Source organism: Sinorhizobium chiapasense (genome assembly GCF_036488675.1).
In the GTDB taxonomy this organism is placed as follows: Bacteria; Pseudomonadota; Alphaproteobacteria; order Rhizobiales; family Rhizobiaceae; genus Sinorhizobium; species Sinorhizobium chiapasense.
In genome coordinates this window covers 2,668,681-2,683,629 of the sequence record NZ_CP133148.1, presented here as the reverse complement: position 1 = coordinate 2,683,629, position 14,949 = coordinate 2,668,681, and the positions used below count along the sequence as shown (strand labels likewise).

Annotated in this window: 15 protein-coding genes; 3 read left to right on the top strand and 12 right to left on the bottom strand. The window is 62.6% G+C overall.

Features of this window, described 5'->3' with window-relative positions; translation table 11 throughout:
* Positions 1-4: 4 nt before the first annotated feature.
* Positions 5-448, bottom strand: a complete 444-nt coding sequence (locus tag RB548_RS12980) for an Lrp/AsnC family transcriptional regulator (protein WP_331371710.1) — start codon at positions 446-448, stop codon at positions 5-7.
* A gap of 114 nt (positions 449-562) precedes the next feature.
* Here RB548_RS12980 and RB548_RS12975 point away from each other — a divergent pair, with 114 nt between their 5' ends.
* Positions 563-1,147, top strand: a complete 585-nt coding sequence (locus tag RB548_RS12975; protein WP_331371709.1) for an isochorismatase family protein — start codon at positions 563-565, stop codon at positions 1,145-1,147.
* Positions 1,148-1,310: 163 nt separating this feature from the next.
* Here the strand turns inward: RB548_RS12975 and RB548_RS12970 are convergent, their stop codons facing one another.
* The 11 genes from RB548_RS12970 to RB548_RS12920 all read right to left on the bottom strand — a co-directional run bounded on the left by RB548_RS12970 (position 1,311) and on the right by RB548_RS12920 (position 13,464).
* Positions 1,311-1,829 (bottom strand): hypothetical protein, encoded by a 519-nt coding sequence (locus tag RB548_RS12970; RefSeq protein ID WP_331371708.1) that lies wholly within the window; start codon positions 1,827-1,829, stop codon positions 1,311-1,313.
* A 123-nt stretch (positions 1,830-1,952) separates the two neighbouring features.
* A complete protein-coding gene (locus RB548_RS12965; protein ID WP_331374962.1) occupies positions 1,953-3,035 on the bottom strand; it encodes an ABC transporter substrate-binding protein in 1,083 nt (360 codons plus the stop codon).
* A gap of 57 nt (positions 3,036-3,092) precedes the next feature.
* Positions 3,093-3,848: a siderophore-iron reductase FhuF gene (gene fhuF, locus RB548_RS12960; protein WP_331371707.1), complete on the bottom strand. Its 756-nt coding sequence runs from the start codon at positions 3,846-3,848 to the stop codon at positions 3,093-3,095.
* A gap of 4 nt (positions 3,849-3,852) precedes the next feature.
* Positions 3,853-6,042 (bottom strand): TonB-dependent siderophore receptor, encoded by a 2,190-nt coding sequence (locus RB548_RS12955; RefSeq protein WP_331371706.1) that lies wholly within the window; start codon positions 6,040-6,042, stop codon positions 3,853-3,855.
* Between the two features lie 274 nt (positions 6,043-6,316).
* Entirely contained in the window at positions 6,317-6,808 is a 492-nt protein-coding gene (locus RB548_RS12950) for an ester cyclase (protein WP_331371705.1), read from the bottom strand.
* A 15-nt stretch (positions 6,809-6,823) separates the two neighbouring features.
* Positions 6,824-8,251, bottom strand: a complete 1,428-nt coding sequence (locus RB548_RS12945; protein ID WP_331371704.1) for a gamma-aminobutyraldehyde dehydrogenase — start codon at positions 8,249-8,251, stop codon at positions 6,824-6,826.
* A gap of 25 nt (positions 8,252-8,276) precedes the next feature.
* Positions 8,277-9,092 (bottom strand): ABC transporter permease, encoded by an 816-nt coding sequence (locus RB548_RS12940; protein ID WP_331371703.1) that lies wholly within the window; start codon positions 9,090-9,092, stop codon positions 8,277-8,279.
* Entirely contained in the window at positions 9,082-10,032 is a 951-nt protein-coding gene (locus RB548_RS12935) for an ABC transporter permease (protein ID WP_331371702.1), read from the bottom strand. Before RB548_RS12935 ends, RB548_RS12940 begins: the two co-directional genes overlap by 11 nt.
* Entirely contained in the window at positions 10,029-11,027 is a 999-nt protein-coding gene (locus tag RB548_RS12930) for an ABC transporter ATP-binding protein (protein ID WP_331371701.1), read from the bottom strand. Before RB548_RS12930 ends, RB548_RS12935 begins: the two co-directional genes overlap by 4 nt.
* A 191-nt stretch (positions 11,028-11,218) precedes the next feature.
* Entirely contained in the window at positions 11,219-12,379 is a 1,161-nt protein-coding gene (locus tag RB548_RS12925) for an ABC transporter substrate-binding protein (RefSeq protein ID WP_331371700.1), read from the bottom strand.
* Positions 12,380-12,555: 176 nt separating this feature from the next.
* Complete coding sequence (locus RB548_RS12920) at positions 12,556-13,464, bottom strand: LysR family transcriptional regulator (RefSeq protein WP_136506594.1); 909 nt, start codon at positions 13,462-13,464, stop codon at positions 12,556-12,558.
* A gap of 124 nt (positions 13,465-13,588) precedes the next feature.
* On the opposite strand from RB548_RS12920, the gene RB548_RS12915 reads away from it, so the two are divergent.
* Both RB548_RS12915 and RB548_RS12910 read left to right on the top strand, forming a co-directional pair.
* Entirely contained in the window at positions 13,589-14,512 is a 924-nt protein-coding gene (locus RB548_RS12915) for an alpha/beta hydrolase (protein WP_331371699.1), read from the top strand.
* A gap of 10 nt (positions 14,513-14,522) precedes the next feature.
* Positions 14,523-14,927, top strand: a complete 405-nt coding sequence (locus RB548_RS12910) for an ACT domain-containing protein (protein WP_331371698.1) — start codon at positions 14,523-14,525, stop codon at positions 14,925-14,927.
* The last annotated feature ends 22 nt before the right edge of the window (positions 14,928-14,949 follow it).

Sequence of the window (14,949 nt, the reverse complement as noted above, 5' to 3'; positions counted from 1 at the left end):
GCGATCAGCCCCGGCGATCGAAATGCGTCCTGAGCGTCACATGCGTCTGAACCGTGGCGACACCCGAAATCGTGGCGATCTGCCGCCGGATCGTGTCTAGGTCGCCGTTGGAATCGCATTCGACGAGCAGCATCAGATCCGTTGCCCCTGCCAGCGACCAGCAACTGACGACATGAGGCATGCCGGAAAGATGCGGCACCACATGGTCGCAATTCTTGCCGGGCTGGAAGGCGACGGCGACAAGTGCGCGCACGACCGGCGATTTGTCCTCCTGACCGAGGCGGATCGTGTAGCCGGCGACGACGCCCTTCGCCTCGAGCCGCCGGAGGCGCTCATGCGTGGCGCTGCGGGAGAGCCCGGCATGGCGGGCAAGCGCCACAAGACTCTGGCGCGAATCCTTGCGCAAAGCGGCAATCAACAGCCGGTCCTTGTCATCGAGTTCGGTCAAGTCGTCGTCCCCTGCCGGTTCTGCCGGACGAATGTCCGGCCCGGGCAACATCATGTTCAGTGAAACCGGACGATAGGGCAGTTAATGTTGGGGAACAACGAGGGAGCCTCATCCATGAACAGCTTGAAATTGCCCGACAATGCCGTCCTGATACCGATCGATATGCAGCAGGCCTTCGATGCAGCGCCATGGCCGCAGCGCTGGAACGAACGCGTCGACGAGAACGGCCTTGCGCTTCTTGCCGCCTGGCGCGCGGCGAAACGGCCGATCATCCATGTGCGGCACGACAGCGTCGAGGACGGATCGACACTTCGTCCGGAGCGGCCTGGCAATGCATTCCGTGCGGGTTTCGGCCCCAAGGCCGGCGAGCCGCTCGTCACCAAGAGCGTGAACGCCGCCTTAATCGGCACCGACCTCGACTTGCGGCTCCGGCGTCTTGGTGCCGATACCGTCGTGCTCTTCGGCATCTCCACGGACATGTGCGTTTCGACATCGGTGCGGGTCGGCGCCAACATGGGCTATCGCGTGGTCCTCGTGGAGGACGCCTGCGATTGTTTCGATCTGGCGGACGGTGCGGGCGGCGTCGTTTCCGCGCGGGATATCCATCGCGCGCACGTCGCGACGCTGAGGGCGGAATTTGCCTCGGTCGTGACGACGGGCGAGCTGCTTGCGGCGCTCGGCGGCGCGGCCGTTGCGTGACGATGGACGGGCGGAATCTTGAGCAGGGAGCCGGTGACCTTTTCACGGGCACTCTCCAGAACCAGAGCAATTCCAGGAAAAGTGTGTAACGGCTTTCCGTCCGGAGTTGCGTAGATTCAAAGTGTTAGATCATTTCACCGTTTCAATGGAACTGTGAAATGATCTAACGCGCCGCCGCGCCTCTCACCTGGCTCACCACGTAGGTCCATTTCGGCGCGGTTGGCGGTTCTCCATCCCGGAACGGAAAGGTGAGGAACGTCTCGAAGGGGCGGCTCTGGCCGCCCGGCACGCGGACGAGGATGAGCGCCGTGTCGTCGCCGATCCGCTCGCAGGCACCGTCTGGGCAGTCTTCGAGCGTGACGGTCAGCCGGAAATATTCGAGCGCGAAGGCGGAACTGTTGCGAACCGTGCCGCGGACGCGGTAGCTCCGTTCGGACTGGTTGCGCTCGAACGTCATGCTCTCAAGCGCAATGTCCGCGGTCGTGAGGCCCGCGGGACGGGTTGGTTCTGGCGCCGGCGCTTGCTGGTTGCCACGATCACTCAGCCAGATCACGAAGGCGACGACCAGGCCAAGAGCTACGGCAATTGACAGGACCAGTTCGGCCCGATTGCGAAAGCGGCTGTACCGGGCCGCGAGATATACGATCGCCACCGCGACCAGCAGGACAATCAACCACAGCATGAAGCTCCTCCTCGCGGCACCTTATATGGGGTCGAGAGTGCCTGGCAATTGTCGGACGCTCGCGTCCGCTCGAAGGAGGTGAACGCGAATAAGATGCCTTGAATCAAGGCACTAGCTGCCGTGCTATTTTCCGGTCTTCAGGCTGATCCAGTAGCTTCCCTCGAAGGGAACCGCGGCGAAGCGCGTGTTGATTTCCGCAAGGCTCGCTGCCGGATCGACATCCGGAAAAAGGTCCGGGCGCAGCCAGGAGGCGAACGCTTCCGCGGCGAGGATGTTCAGCGGCACGGCGTTGAAGAAATTCCAGAGACCGTGGACGCGCCCGTTGCGGACCGCCGCAATGCTGGTCATCACCGGCGTTCCGACCGCTTCTGCCAGGGTCCGCTCTGCGTCTTCGGCCTTCACGCCGGGCCCGATGGAGAAGCCGCTGTATTTTCCGCCCGGCGACGACGTGGCAATGTAGACTTCGGGATTTTCCGCCATGATCGCTTCCGCGTTGACCATGCCGCCGGGACGCGGCAGCTTTCCTTCGACGATGTTGCGACTGCCGGTGATGCTAATGAATTCGCCGAGGCCGCCGACGCCATAGGCCCAGCAACAGGCGGCTACACCGGGGAACGCCTCCATGAGCACGGTTGGTCCGGGCTCTGGATGCTTCGCAACCCGCTCGCGGATGCGGGCGAGCCGCTCTTCGTAGAAGCGGGCGAAATCGTCGGCCTGCTTATCTCGCTCAAAGATCTTGCCAAGCAGGCGCATGTTGCCTGCGGTGTTCTTCAAGGGGTCGCCGTTGAAGTCGACGACGACCACCGGTACGCCCACGCTATCGAGATATTCGATCGCGCGCTTACCCGGCTCCGTATCTGCCTGCCAATTGGCAAGGACCGCGAGGTCGGCCTTGAGCGTCAGAAGTGCCTCGAAGGAAAGGCCCGCTCCGCTGCCGTCATCGATCAGCGGCACATCCGCGAGCCTCGGAAACTTGCGAACGAAGCTTTCGTAGATTTCAGGATTGTCGTTCTTCATGTCGCCGGACCAGCCGGCGACGAGGCTCACGGGATCCGGATGGATGAGCGAAAGGGCGACGAGATTGAAGCCGCTTCCAAGCAGAACGGCCTTAGGTCTCGTCGGAATCGTAACGTGCCGGCCGACCGCGTCGGTTATGGTCATTGGCCATTGGGATTCCGCGCGCGCGGCGAAGCAGAACACTATCATCGACAGAAGTGTAATGACCCGGATGATGGTAGCGAGACCGAGGTGGGAGCGAGACAATTACTGTTTCCTTTGGCTGGGAAGGGCGCAAAGACTGCCGCAGCTCGGGATACCAGGGAGAAGATACCGCAGGCAGCAGATCTTGCGCCGGCAGACGGGTTCGCCATCCTCTTCCTCATGGCGCAGGCAATCGAAGAAGGGATTGGGTGCGCCGCTCGGCATCAGGCGACAGCCGACCATGGCATCCGCCTGATCGCTCAAGGGCTCGATTCCGGCCGTGCGAAGCGCATAGTCGATGTAGACGGCGGCATTGTTCCAGGCGAGCCTGGGTGAAATCCCGCCGACAGCCTTCAGATGACCGATGACCTTGGCGAGATGTTCGTCCATCAGCGGAGCGAGGACGGAAAAAATCTCCTGCTCGCCATCCTCCCGCCAGTCGCCGGACGTCGCGACGCCGAAGGCGCGAGGGAGACCATCGGCCGAAAGCGCCACGGTCATTTCGTCGAACGCAACGGGCAGCGCCTGGTGGTCCAGCACCCGGGCGACGACATAGGGGATGGTGAGACAGGAGAAATAATAGAGCGACCACATGGAGGCGACGGCACGTCTGTCGGTACCATTCGAAATCTCGGCATAGGTCGAAAGCGCGCGTTCGAAGGCGCCCGAGGCGAAGAACGAGCCGAGCGGGATGCCGTCGGAGAGCTCTTCCGCCAGCATCATCTTCTCGTTGCACCAGGCATGCGATCCCGCGAACGCCGCCGACAGGAGTTTTGCCCCGCCGGCTTCCGCCATGCTTTCATGCCCGCTAGTCGCCATGGTTCTACCAGTTGTAACGCAGCGAGCCGATGACGGCGCGACCCTGGTCGCGGTAGCAGAAACCTGCCGAGCAAACCGGTTCGCGACGGTCGAAGAGATTGGTGGCATTCACCTGCAGACGCAAACCTTCATACTTTTTGTCGATGGCTGCGAAGTCGTAGTGGGCAGCAGCGTCGAAAAGGACGCGAGAAGAGTTGCGCGTCGTGTTTTGGTCGTTGCCGTAGCTGGACCCGAGGAAGCGCGCGCCCGCGCCAAAGCCGAGACCATATCCCGGGCCATCCTCTGGCAAGGTGTAGTACGCCCAGACAGAGGCCATGTGGCGCGGCACGGATGAGACGTAGTTGCCGATCGTGTCCGCGGGGCCCTGGAGAATTTTTGCGTCGGTGTAGGTATAGGAGGCTACCAGCGACAGGCCGTTGTCGAGGCTGGTATTTGCCTCCAGCTCAAAGCCGCGAGAGCGTACCTTGCCGCGCTGGACCTGGATGTTCGCGGGTCCCGTCGGTAAGTCGACGACCTCGTAGTAGAGGCTGTTGGTTTGGTCGATATTGAACAGCGCGGCCGTGATCAGCGTGTTGCTGTTCGGCAGGAGATATTTGATGCCGATTTCTTCCTGTTCGCTTTCTGTCGGCTTGAACGGCTGGTTCGTTTCCTGGTTAAGCCCGGCGTTGGGCGAGAAGGCGGTCGAGTAGCTGATATAGGGGGCGAGGCCGAAATCAAATTCGTAGGTCAGGCCGATGCGGCCAGAGAATTCCTTGTCGTCCTGTGACACCGGGCTCGAGGTGTCGGTCGCAAGATCGGTTATGCTGGTGTCGGTTGAGACCCAGTCGTGACGTATGCCGCCGGTGAGGGTCCAGGCATCATAGCGTATCTGGTCCTGCAGGTAGGTGCCGAGCTGCCATTGATCTTGCACGGTTCGAGTATCGAAATCGATCGAACTTACCGGACGTCCCTGTTCCGGATTGTTTGTGTCGAGTGGCGGCGAGACGCCGCGGCCGTCGAGCGAGCGGAAGCGGAGCTTGGTATAGTCGATACCAGCAAGGAGGGTATGGTCGAGCGCGCCCGTTCCGAACTCGGCGACCATCTGGTTGTCGAGGACAAAGGCCGTCAGCCGCTCGTCGAACGTGCCCGCGCTGCTGTCAAGCAGTGTAGGATCGATGGCGTTCGGAGCATAGGCGAAGGCCCAGTCAGTGTCCGTATTAAGCGTCGAGATGCGCGCGTTTTGGCGGAAAGTAAATGTGTCGTTCAGTCTATGTTCGAATTCGTATCCCAGTCTGGCCTGCTTCTGCACCGAGTCGTTGAAGTCGGGATTGCCCGCGAAGATGTCGGTCACTTCACCGGTCAAAGGATCGTTGTAGTAGGCCGCCGTGCCACCAGTTTTGGTGCGGGAATATTCGCCGAGAACGGTTAGGCGCGTGTCTTCGTCCGGTTTCCAGGTAAATGCAGGCGCGATATAGGTGCGGTCGTCCGGCACGCTTACCTGCTCGGTGTCGGAGTCCCGTAGAAGCCCGGTAAGACGGTAGTAAAAAGGATCGGTTTCGTTGACCGGACCGGAGAAGTCGAACTGCCCTTGGTAGCGGTTGTCGGTGCCATATTGGAGTTGCAGTTCGTGCAGGGGCACTTCCGTCGGACGCTTGGTGATCAGATTGAAGAGACCACCGGCGCCCGATGCACCATAGAGGGCGGATGAGGGGCCGCGCAAAATGGAGACGCCTTCCAATCCGTACGGCTCGTTCTTGAACACCGAAGAACTGGCACCGGGCTGGCGCAGGTTGTCACGGAAAACACCGGTGTAGGTCACATCGAAGCCGCGCACCGTGAAGCTGTCAAACCGCGGATCGAAGCCGAAGGCGTTTACGCGTGAACCAGGCGTGTAGGCCAGGACGTCGAGAAGTGTTTGCGGATTGCGGTCCTTCAACTGCTGTTCCGTCACCGTCGAGATCGACTGCGGCGTTTCAAGGAAGGGCGTATCGACCTTGGCTCCAGTGGCACTGCTGATGCCGACATAGCCATCGGCGGTGATGACGCCGCCGCTGCCGCCGTTGACGACCAGCGTTTCGAGTGCGGTGGAATCGCCACTGGACGTCGCCTCCTCCCCAGCATCCTGCGCGTGCGCGGCGGCAACGAGAGCGAGGACGGACGTACCGGCGAGGGCGGCGCGGATGAGCGGCAGGAGAGGGGGTCTCGTGGCGGGCATGCGATGCAACTTTCTGATCGATAAGCGAAATTCTATAAGATGACCTATTCACTCATGATTTAAGGTCGCGCAAGAGGCTTTTTATGACTCTAACAGTCATGTTTTTGAATTTGTGGGAAATTTGCAACAGCTGCTCTACGCAGCGTGCCGCGCTCTTTCATGTTCGGGATCTAGCGGAAGGCGCAAAAAAGCCCTCCGGTTGATCTGCGGTCAGCCGGAGGGCGTGCGGGTGCGATTGGAAATCGGGACAGGCGCCAGCAGTGCCGAGTGGCGACTACATCAAGCCGAGCTGCTTGTAGAAACCGAGCGCGTCGTAATAGTCGCTCTGGGTGGAAATCTTGCCGTCCTTGACGGTAAAGATCGAGGCTCCGGTGATCTTGAACGGCTTGCCGGTGGCAGCGGTGCCGTCAGCCCAGGCGCCCGAATTCGTGCCCGAAAACTCCCACTCGAACGACACCTTGTCGCCGGCGGCGATCGGCTCGCCCTTCACCGCCCAGACGGCATCGGGAACGGCATTCAGGAAATTGTCGATGACGCCGGTCTTGGCAGCATCCTTGCCGTTCACGGGCTTGCCGACGGAAGCATCGTAGTAGGTGACATCGTCAGCGAAATAGGACGCGGCTTTGCTCGAGTCGTGGGCGTTCCATGCCGCGACATAGGCGGCAACCACAGCAGGTGCGGCCTCGGCGGCGAAGACGGCCGGCGGAAAGAGAAGGGCGCTCATTCCCAGTGCACCGGCGGCGGCGAGTAATTGACGGCGATACATATCGGTTTCCTCCCATTAGCCATGATTGATCATGATGTGGCGGACGGCGGTGTAGTCTTCGAGCGCATAGACGGACATGTCCTTGCCGTAGCCGGACTGTTTGACGCCGCCGTGCGGCATCTCGTTGGTCAGCATGAAATGCGTGTTGATCCAGGTGCAGCCGTATTGCAGGCGCGATGCCGCCTTCATCGCCTTGCTGATATCCTTCGTCCAGACGGAAGAGGCGAGGCCGTAATCGCTGTCGTTCGCCCAGGCGACGGCATCGTCGCTGCCGGCGAAGCGCGTGACGGAAACGACCGGCCCGAATACTTCGCGGCGGACGATCTCGTCTTCCTGCGTGGCGCCGGCGACGACGGTCGGCTTGAAGAAGAAGCCGTCCTTGCTGCCCGCGGCGCCGCCGGTGGTGATCTCGATGTGCTTCTGGTCCGCCGCCCGTTCGACGAAGCTCGCGACGCGGTCGCGCTGCCGTTTCGAGATCAGCGGGCCGATTTCGTTTTCGGTATCGTCATCGAGGTTGTAGCGGATCGTCGAGACGGCGGACGTCAGATCGGCAACGAGCCTCTCGTAGATGCCGGCCTCGGCATAGATGCGGCAGGCGGCGGTGCAATCCTGGCCGGCATTGTAGTAGCCGAAGGTACGGATGCCGTTCACGACAGCTTCGAGGTCCGCGTCGTCATAGACGATGACTGGCGCCTTGCCGCCGAGTTCGAGATGGGTGCGCTTGACCGTCTTGGCGGCGGCCGCCAGCACCTTCTTGCCGGTCGCAATATCGCCGGTGATCGAGACCATCGCGATCTTCGGATGGTTGATGAGCGTGTTGCCGACCGTTTCGCCGCGGCCGGTAACGACGTTGACAACACCTTCGGGCAGGATCTCCGCGAGCAGCCGCGCGAGCTTCAGCGCCGTCAGCGGCGTTTGCTCGGAAGGCTTGAAGACAACCGTGTTGCCGCCGGCGATGGCCGGCGCCAGCTTCCAGGCCATCATCATCAGCGGGTAGTTCCAGGGTGCGATCGAGCCGACGATGCCGATAGGGTCGCGGCGGATCATCGAGGTGTGCCCCGGCAGATATTCGCCGGCCGTCGGCGCGTGCAGGTTGCGCACCGCACCGGCGAAGAAGCGCCAGCAGTCGATGATCGCCGGCAGTTCGTCGTTTTTCACAGCATTGATCGGCTTGCCGCAGTTCAGCGCTTCCAGCGCGGCAAAGCCGTCGGCGTTTTTCTCGATCGCATCGGCGATCTTCAGAAGATAGTTCGAACGTTCGGCGGGCGTCGTCTGCGACCAGGCGACGAAGGCGCGCTCGGCCGCGTCGACGGCGACGTCGAGTTGCGCATGCGAAGCCTCCGCGACATCGATGATCTTGGCGCCCGTCCTCGGGTTCAGGATGTGCTCCTCGACCTCGGTTCCCGCCTCGAAGCGCGATCCGATCAAGAGTTGGGTGTCCATGTCTGTTCTCCCTTTATGTTCGAAGTCATTTGCCGGCGCTGGCGATCTGGTCGCCGTCGCGCGTCAGGTAGTAGGCGCCGAGGATCGGCAGGAAGGTGACGACCACCACGATCATCGCGACGACATTGGTCACCGGACGCTGGCGCGGGCGGATCAGTTCCTCCAGCATCCAGATCGGCAGGGTCGATTGCTGCCCGGCGGTGAAGGTCGTGACGATCACCTCGTCGAAGGAAAGCGCGAAGGCGAGCATGCCGCCGGCGAGCAGCGCCGTGCCGATATTCGGCAGGATCACGTAGCGGAATGTCTGGAAGCCGTCGGCGCCGAGGTCCATTGAGGCCTCGATCAACGACCCCGAGATCCGCCGGAAGCGGGCAACGGCATTGTTGTAGACGACGACGATGCAGAAGGTCGCGTGGCCGAGAACGATGGTCCAGAAAGAAAACGGGATATCCGCCATCGAGAAGGCCGAGCGCAGCGCGATGCCGGTGATGATGCCGGGCAGCGCGATCGGCAGGATGACAAGCAGCGAGATCGTCTCGCGGCCGAAGAAGCGGGTCTGGCTGACGGCGGCGGCGCAGAGCGTGCCGAGCACCAGCGCCGTCGCTGTCGCGATCGAGGCGACCTTGACCGAGAGCGCCAGCGCCGCCCAGACGTCCGGCCGGTCCCAGGCTACGCCGAGCCACTGTGTGGTCAGGCCGGGTGGCGGAAACTGATAGCTCTTCTCCTCCGTCGTGAAGGCGTAGAGGAAGATCAGCAGGATCGGCAGATGCATGAAGGCGAGCCCGCCTGCCGCTGCGATCTTCAGGCCCAAGGGAGCGCGGTTCGATTTCTCAGAGCGCATCGAAGGCCCCCATGCGTTTGGCCATCCAGAGATAGAGGCCCATGATGACGATCGGCACGACTGTGAAGGCGGCCGCGAGCGGAATGTTGCCGGCGGTGCCCTGCTGGGCATAGACCGCCTGGCCGATGAAGAGCCGTGACGAGCCGACGATCTGCGGGATGATGTAGTCGCCGAGCGTCAGCGAGAAGGTGAAGATCGATCCGGCGACGATGCCCGGCAGCGCCAGCGGAAAGAGCACGTAGCGGAAGGTCTGTGCCGGCGTGCCGCCGAGGTCCGACGACGCTTCGATCAGGTTTGACGGTACCCGCTCCAGCGCCGCCTGGATCGGCAGGATCATGAACGGCATCCAAACATAGACGAAGACGATGAAGGTGCCGGTGTAGCTGACCGATAGCGAATTGCCGCCGACGACCGGAAGCGCCAGCCATGCATCGAGCAGCCAGAGGAGATTAAGCTTCTCGAAGAACCAGGTGAGAATGCCTTCCTTGGCAAGGATCAGCTTCCACGCGTAAATCTTGACCAGATAGCTCGACCAGAGCGGCAGCATGACGCCGAGATAGAACAGCACTTTCCATTTTCCGCGAGCGTAGCGGGCCGCGTAATAGGCGATCGGAAAGGCGATGAGCGCGGAGACAAGCGTCACCGCCGCAGCCATCGTGACGGTGCGGATGATGATGTCGAGATTGGCCTCGCTCAAAAGCTGCCGGTAGGTGGCGAGCGTGAAGTCGTAATTGATGAGGCCGGAAAAATCGTCGATCGAGAAGAAGCTCTGCAGCAGGAGCGCGAAGAGCGAGCCGAGATAGACGACCCCGAGCCAAAGGAGTGGCGGCCCGAGCAGCACCGCGAGAAGGACATGCGGGTGCCTCCAGAAGAAATCCGAGAGACGACCGGCGGTGCCGCGGCGTTCCGGAAGGATGATGTTTTCGGCGACGACGGTCATGCGTCCTCCATCGGGTGAAGGTCGCCCGCGGCGAAACTGATCGTGACCGGGCTGCCGATGGCCGGGACCACGTGTGCGGCCGGGCTTGCCACGGCGATGCGCGCGCCTTCGACGTCGACGACGACGCGGTTTGTGGCGCCTAGGAAGCTCTGGCCGGCGATGGTGCCGGCGAGGCTCAGAGCGCCGTTGCTCGGGGCCGCGATGGCAATCGCCTCCGGCCGCAGGCTGGCGAAGGGCGCTTTCAGCCCGAGCCTCTGGCAGAGCTTCGTCGAGAGCACGTTGGACGAGCCGACGAAATCGGCAACGAAGCGGGTCTTCGGCTGGTTATAGACCTCTTCCGGCCTGCCGAGCTGCTGGATCCGGCCCTCGTTGAAGACCGCAATGCGGTCGGCCATCGACAGCGCCTCGCCCTGATCGTGCGTGACGAAGACGAATGTGATGCCGAGCGATTTCTGCAGGCTCTTCAGTTCTTCCTGCATCTGTTCGCGGAGCTTGAGATCGAGCGCTCCGAGCGGCTCGTCGAGGAGCAGCACCTTGGGCTTGTTGACGAGCGCGCGGGCGAGCGCCACACGCTGGCGCTGACCGCCGGAGAGCTGGCCGGGTCGGCGTGTGCCATAGCCCGGCAGCTTGACCATGGCGAGAGCATCCTCGGCCGCCTTGCGCCGTTCCTCGCGCCCGGCACCTTTGACCATCAGGCCATAGGCGACATTGTCGAGGATGGAGAGATGCGGAAAGAGGGCATAGTCCTGGAAGACAGTGTTGACGCTGCGCCGGTAGGGCGGGACACCTTCGGCCGTCTCACCGAAGATTTCGATATGGCCGCCCGTCGGCTGCTCGAAGCCGGCCATCAATCTGAGGCACGTGGTCTTGCCGGAGCCCGAGGGTCCGAGCATGGCGAAGAATTCGCCCTCGGCGATGTCGAGGTTCACGCGATCGACGGCGCGAACGGCGCCGAAGTAGCGGGAAACGTTGTCGAAGAGGACGGCGGTGGTCATTGGGATGCTCCGGGTTTAAGCCCCTCATCCGCCCTTCCGGCACCTTCTCCCCGTTGGCGGGGAGAAGGGACCCCGCGGTTGGCGCCGCGCCTAAAGTTCATGCGGCAGCCTTGCAGGAGGCGTTCCCTCTCCCCGCAAGCGGGGAGAGGGTCAGGGTGAGGGGCAAATGCTTGCGATGCGGAAGCGGCGGCTTACCGCCCGCCGATCACGCCGATATAGTCGGAAACCCAGCGGTGGTAGGGCACGCATTCGCCCTGGCTTTCACACTTCGTCACCGGCGTCTTCCAGAACTTGACCTTGTCGAAGTCCTCGTAGCCGTTGGTCTTGCAGCCGGCGTCGGTCAGGAGCTCATTGCCCTTGCAGGCTGCGCCGACAGAGGGGTTTGCGCCGAACCAGGCGGAAACGTCACCCTGCACCTTCGGCGAGAGCGAGTGCTCCATCCACATGTAGGCGCAGTTCGGGTGCGCGCTTTCGGCGTGCAGCATGGTCGTATCGGCCCAGCCCGTTACCCCTTCCTCCGGGATGACCGAGGCGATCGGCAGCTTTTCGGCCTCCATCAGGTTGACCTGGAACGGCCAGGAGCCGGAGGCAACGACGCCTTCGTTCTTGAAGTCGTCGATCTGGATCATCGCGTCGTGCCAATAGCGGCCGACGAGAGTGCGCTGAGTGCGAAGCAGGTCGAGTGCGGCTTTGTATTGATCCTCGTTGAGCTCGTAAGGATTCTTGATGCCGAGATCGGGCTTGTGCGCCATCAGGTAGTTGGCGGCGTCGGCGACGTGGATCGGGCCGTCATAGGCCTGGACGCGGCCCTTGTTGGACTTGCCGTCCGGCAGCGTCATTTCCTCGAAGACGACGTTCCAGCTCTTCGGCGCTTCGCCCTTGAAGGCGTCCTTGTTGTACATCAGCACGTTCGGGCCCCAGACATAGGGGGTGCCGTAGTGGACGCCGTTGACCGTGTGCCACGGCGCACTCTGCATGCGCTCGTCGATCGTCTTCCAGCTCGGGATGAGGTCGGTGTTGATCGGCTGGACGCGCTTGCCGGCGACGAGGCGCAGGGAGGCATCACCAGAGGCAGTGACGAGGTCAAAGCCGCCTTCGTTCATCAGCGCGACCATTTCATCCGAGGTGGCTGCGGTCTTGACGCTGACCTTGCAGCCCGTCTCTTTCTCGAAGTCGGTAACCCAATCGTAGTTCTTGTCGGTTTCGCCGCGCTCGATGTAACCGGCCCAGGCGACGATCGACAGCTCCCCTTCGCCCTTGCCCAACTCCTTCAGCGGCTCCTGCGCGAGCGCAGGGGCGACGAGGCCCAGCGAAAGAGTAAGCGCCGTGCAGGATTTCAAGATCTGCTTCATCGGAAGTCTCCCCAGTTTATGCCGCGTTTCTGCAGCTTTGTTCCCGGATCGAAGCGTGCCTTGATTTCTCCGTATTCGCAAATTCATTAATCAGAATGTCGCTATCGCTTTTTCCGATATCGAGGGCTGATGCGAGGGTGCGCGTTCTGTGTGCACCTCTCCAGTCAAACACACGCTTAGCGGGGACGGGCGCTGCGAAGGGCTTCGGCGATGCCGACAAAATCGCGGGCCGATTGCGGCAGGCTGGAGCCTTTCCGCCAGACCATGCCGACCTGCACCACCGGCAATGCGCCGGAGACGTCGCGGCTTTCGATCCGGTCGCCTTCGAGCGACCAGGGGCGGTAGACGAGATCGGGCAAGAGGGCAATACCGGCGCCGGTTGCGACCAGGCTTCGGACCGCCTCGACCGAGCGGGTGCGGAAGGCGACGTGCGGGCGGGCGCCAAGCGCCGTCAGGAGCTTGCCGGTGTTCTCCTCGATTTCGTCCACGGTGAGCATGATCAGCGGCTCCTTGGCGATGTCGTCGACCGAGATGATGTCGGCGCTGACGAGCGGATGGCCGATCGGAAGCCAGACACGGTAAGGGGAGGTCTCGAGGATTTCCGCCTGCAGCGCCATACGGTCGCGCAGGTTCGAGATGACCATGACGGCGACGTCGAGCTCGCCGCCGATCAGGAGATGCTCAAGATAGGAGCCATTGTCCTCGATCGCGCTCACTTCGACGCCGGGGCAGGCGCGGCGGTAGCGAGCGAGCAGGTCGGAGAGCACATAGCCCGCGACAAGGGAGGTAACGCCGAGATTGAGCTTGCCTCCAAGTTCCTCGCGGCTGTCGGAAAAGCTGCGCCGTGCATCGGAGACGTCAGCCAGGATCTTCGTCGCGTGGCGCAGGAACTGGTGGCCGTTGTGGGTGATCGACAGGCCGCGCGGGTGACGGTCGAAGAGTTCCACTCCTAGGTCGGTTTCAAGTTCCTTGATCGCTTCCGTGATCGAGGACTGCGAAATCGAAAGGTTCTGCGCGGCGCGGGTGACCGAGCCCTGTTCGGCGACGGCGATGAAATATTGCAATTGCCGGAGTGTGAATGCCATGCACGGACTTAACACCGGGCAGGGACCCGATGGCAAGCGAGGCAACGCGGCTGCGTCCTGCGCTGCCGCATTTTGTCGTGCGCAGAAAGACGCCGATGGTAAGGTCTTTTCGAGGGAGAGCAGGATGGCTTCGAAAACATCGCGATCAATGCCGACCGAGCCGGAGATACTCGCCTTTCACGAACGCTGCGAGGCGTTTTATCCGGCGGATGCGGTCAGCGCCTCCATTGAGCAGCAGCGCCAGTGGTACGACGCGCTTTGCGCCGAATTCGATGCGCCGTCTCCGGCGGGGCTGACGCGGCAGGACGAGCGAGTCGGTGGACGCATCCCGGTAAGGCTGTATCGGCCAGCGGACGTTACGACCGAGGCCCGCATCCTCTACATCCATGGAGGCGGTTCCGTCGTCGGCTCGCTGGAGAGTCATGATGCGATCTGTGCGGAGCTTGCACATGGCGCGCGGGTGGAACTCGTCGCGGTCAATTACCGGCTTGCGCCCGAACATGTCTGGCCGGCCGCGTTCGATGACTGCTATGAGGTGTTGGAGAGCCTGCTCGCGAGAGGTCGCCCGGTGGTCGTCGCCGGCGACAGTGCAGGTGGCAATCTCACCGCGGGCATCGTGCTGAAGGCGAAGGCCGAGGGGCTTTCCGGCATCATAGGTCAAGCGCTGATCTACCCGGCTCTCGGCGGCGATCTCGTCAGCGGCTCCTATATCGAAATGGGGGAGGCGCCTGGTCTTGCAACGGCGGATGTCGCTCATTACCGGGAGGTGCTGCAGGCGCCGGTGGACAATCCTTTCGCCCATCCGCTCAGGGCCAGTGATCTTTCCCGCTTGCCGCCGGCCTATATCACCGCGGCGAATTTCGATCCCTTGCGCGACGACGCGCGGAACTATGCCGCGCGGCTCGCACAGGCGGGCGTTGATGTCACCTATCGTGAAGAACCGCAGATGATCCACGCCTGGCTTCGGGCCCGGCACATGAGCCCCGGCGCAGAAGAAGGCTTTCTGCACCTCGTCCACGGCGTGGCGCGGTTGGTCGGGACAAGGTGAGGGGCGGGCCATGAGCGGAGAGACCGACCTTGCCCGACTGTTGGCGGAGATGACGCCGATCCTGCAGGAAGGCGAATATGTCTATTGCACGGTTCAAGGCGATGCCGCGCCTTGGCTTGCGCTGGAGCCGATCGGCACGTTCCGCGAAGCGGAAGGCCTGACGCTCATTCTCGAACGATCGCGGGCGGATACGGCCGGGCTTTCCTATGGCCCGGTTCTGCGACTCATTACCCTCGGCGTGCACTCGGCGCTTGAGGCCGTGGGCTTGACGGCGGCGGTGTCGGGGGCGCTAACCCGGGCCGGGATCAGCGCCAATATCGTCGCGGCCTATTACCACGACCATATCTTCGTGCCGGCGGCGGACGCCGAGCGGGCGGTGGACGCGCTGAGAGGGTTAAGTCGCGGGAGCAACTGAGCTGGGTGAATCGCCCCTCACC

What these genes read in the sequence shown, in the direction of transcription:
- RB548_RS12920 (WP_136506594.1), bottom strand. Translation starts at nt 13,464, where the DNA reads ATGGCATTCACACTCCGGCAATTGCAATATTTCATCGCCGTCGCCGAA.
- RB548_RS12975 (WP_331371709.1), top strand. Translation starts at nt 563, where the DNA reads ATGAACAGCTTGAAATTGCCCGACAATGCCGTCCTGATACCGATCGAT.
- RB548_RS12945 (WP_331371704.1), bottom strand. Translation starts at nt 8,251, where the DNA reads ATGGACACCCAACTCTTGATCGGATCGCGCTTCGAGGCGGGAACCGAG.
- RB548_RS12950 (WP_331371705.1), bottom strand. Translation starts at nt 6,808, where the DNA reads ATGTATCGCCGTCAATTACTCGCCGCCGCCGGTGCACTGGGAATGAGC.
- fhuF (WP_331371707.1), bottom strand. Translation starts at nt 3,848, where the DNA reads ATGGCGACTAGCGGGCATGAAAGCATGGCGGAAGCCGGCGGGGCAAAA.
- RB548_RS12970 (WP_331371708.1), bottom strand. Translation starts at nt 1,829, where the DNA reads ATGCTGTGGTTGATTGTCCTGCTGGTCGCGGTGGCGATCGTATATCTC.
- RB548_RS12930 (WP_331371701.1), bottom strand. Translation starts at nt 11,027, where the DNA reads ATGACCACCGCCGTCCTCTTCGACAACGTTTCCCGCTACTTCGGCGCC.
- RB548_RS12935 (WP_331371702.1), bottom strand. Translation starts at nt 10,032, where the DNA reads ATGACCGTCGTCGCCGAAAACATCATCCTTCCGGAACGCCGCGGCACC.
- RB548_RS12965 (WP_331374962.1), bottom strand. Translation starts at nt 3,035, where the DNA reads ATGATAGTGTTCTGCTTCGCCGCGCGCGCGGAATCCCAATGGCCAATG.
- RB548_RS12910 (WP_331371698.1), top strand. Translation starts at nt 14,523, where the DNA reads ATGAGCGGAGAGACCGACCTTGCCCGACTGTTGGCGGAGATGACGCCG.
- RB548_RS12925 (WP_331371700.1), bottom strand. Translation starts at nt 12,379, where the DNA reads ATGAAGCAGATCTTGAAATCCTGCACGGCGCTTACTCTTTCGCTGGGC.
- RB548_RS12955 (WP_331371706.1), bottom strand. Translation starts at nt 6,042, where the DNA reads ATGCCCGCCACGAGACCCCCTCTCCTGCCGCTCATCCGCGCCGCCCTC.
- RB548_RS12940 (WP_331371703.1), bottom strand. Translation starts at nt 9,092, where the DNA reads ATGCGCTCTGAGAAATCGAACCGCGCTCCCTTGGGCCTGAAGATCGCA.
- RB548_RS12915 (WP_331371699.1), top strand. Translation starts at nt 13,589, where the DNA reads ATGGCTTCGAAAACATCGCGATCAATGCCGACCGAGCCGGAGATACTC.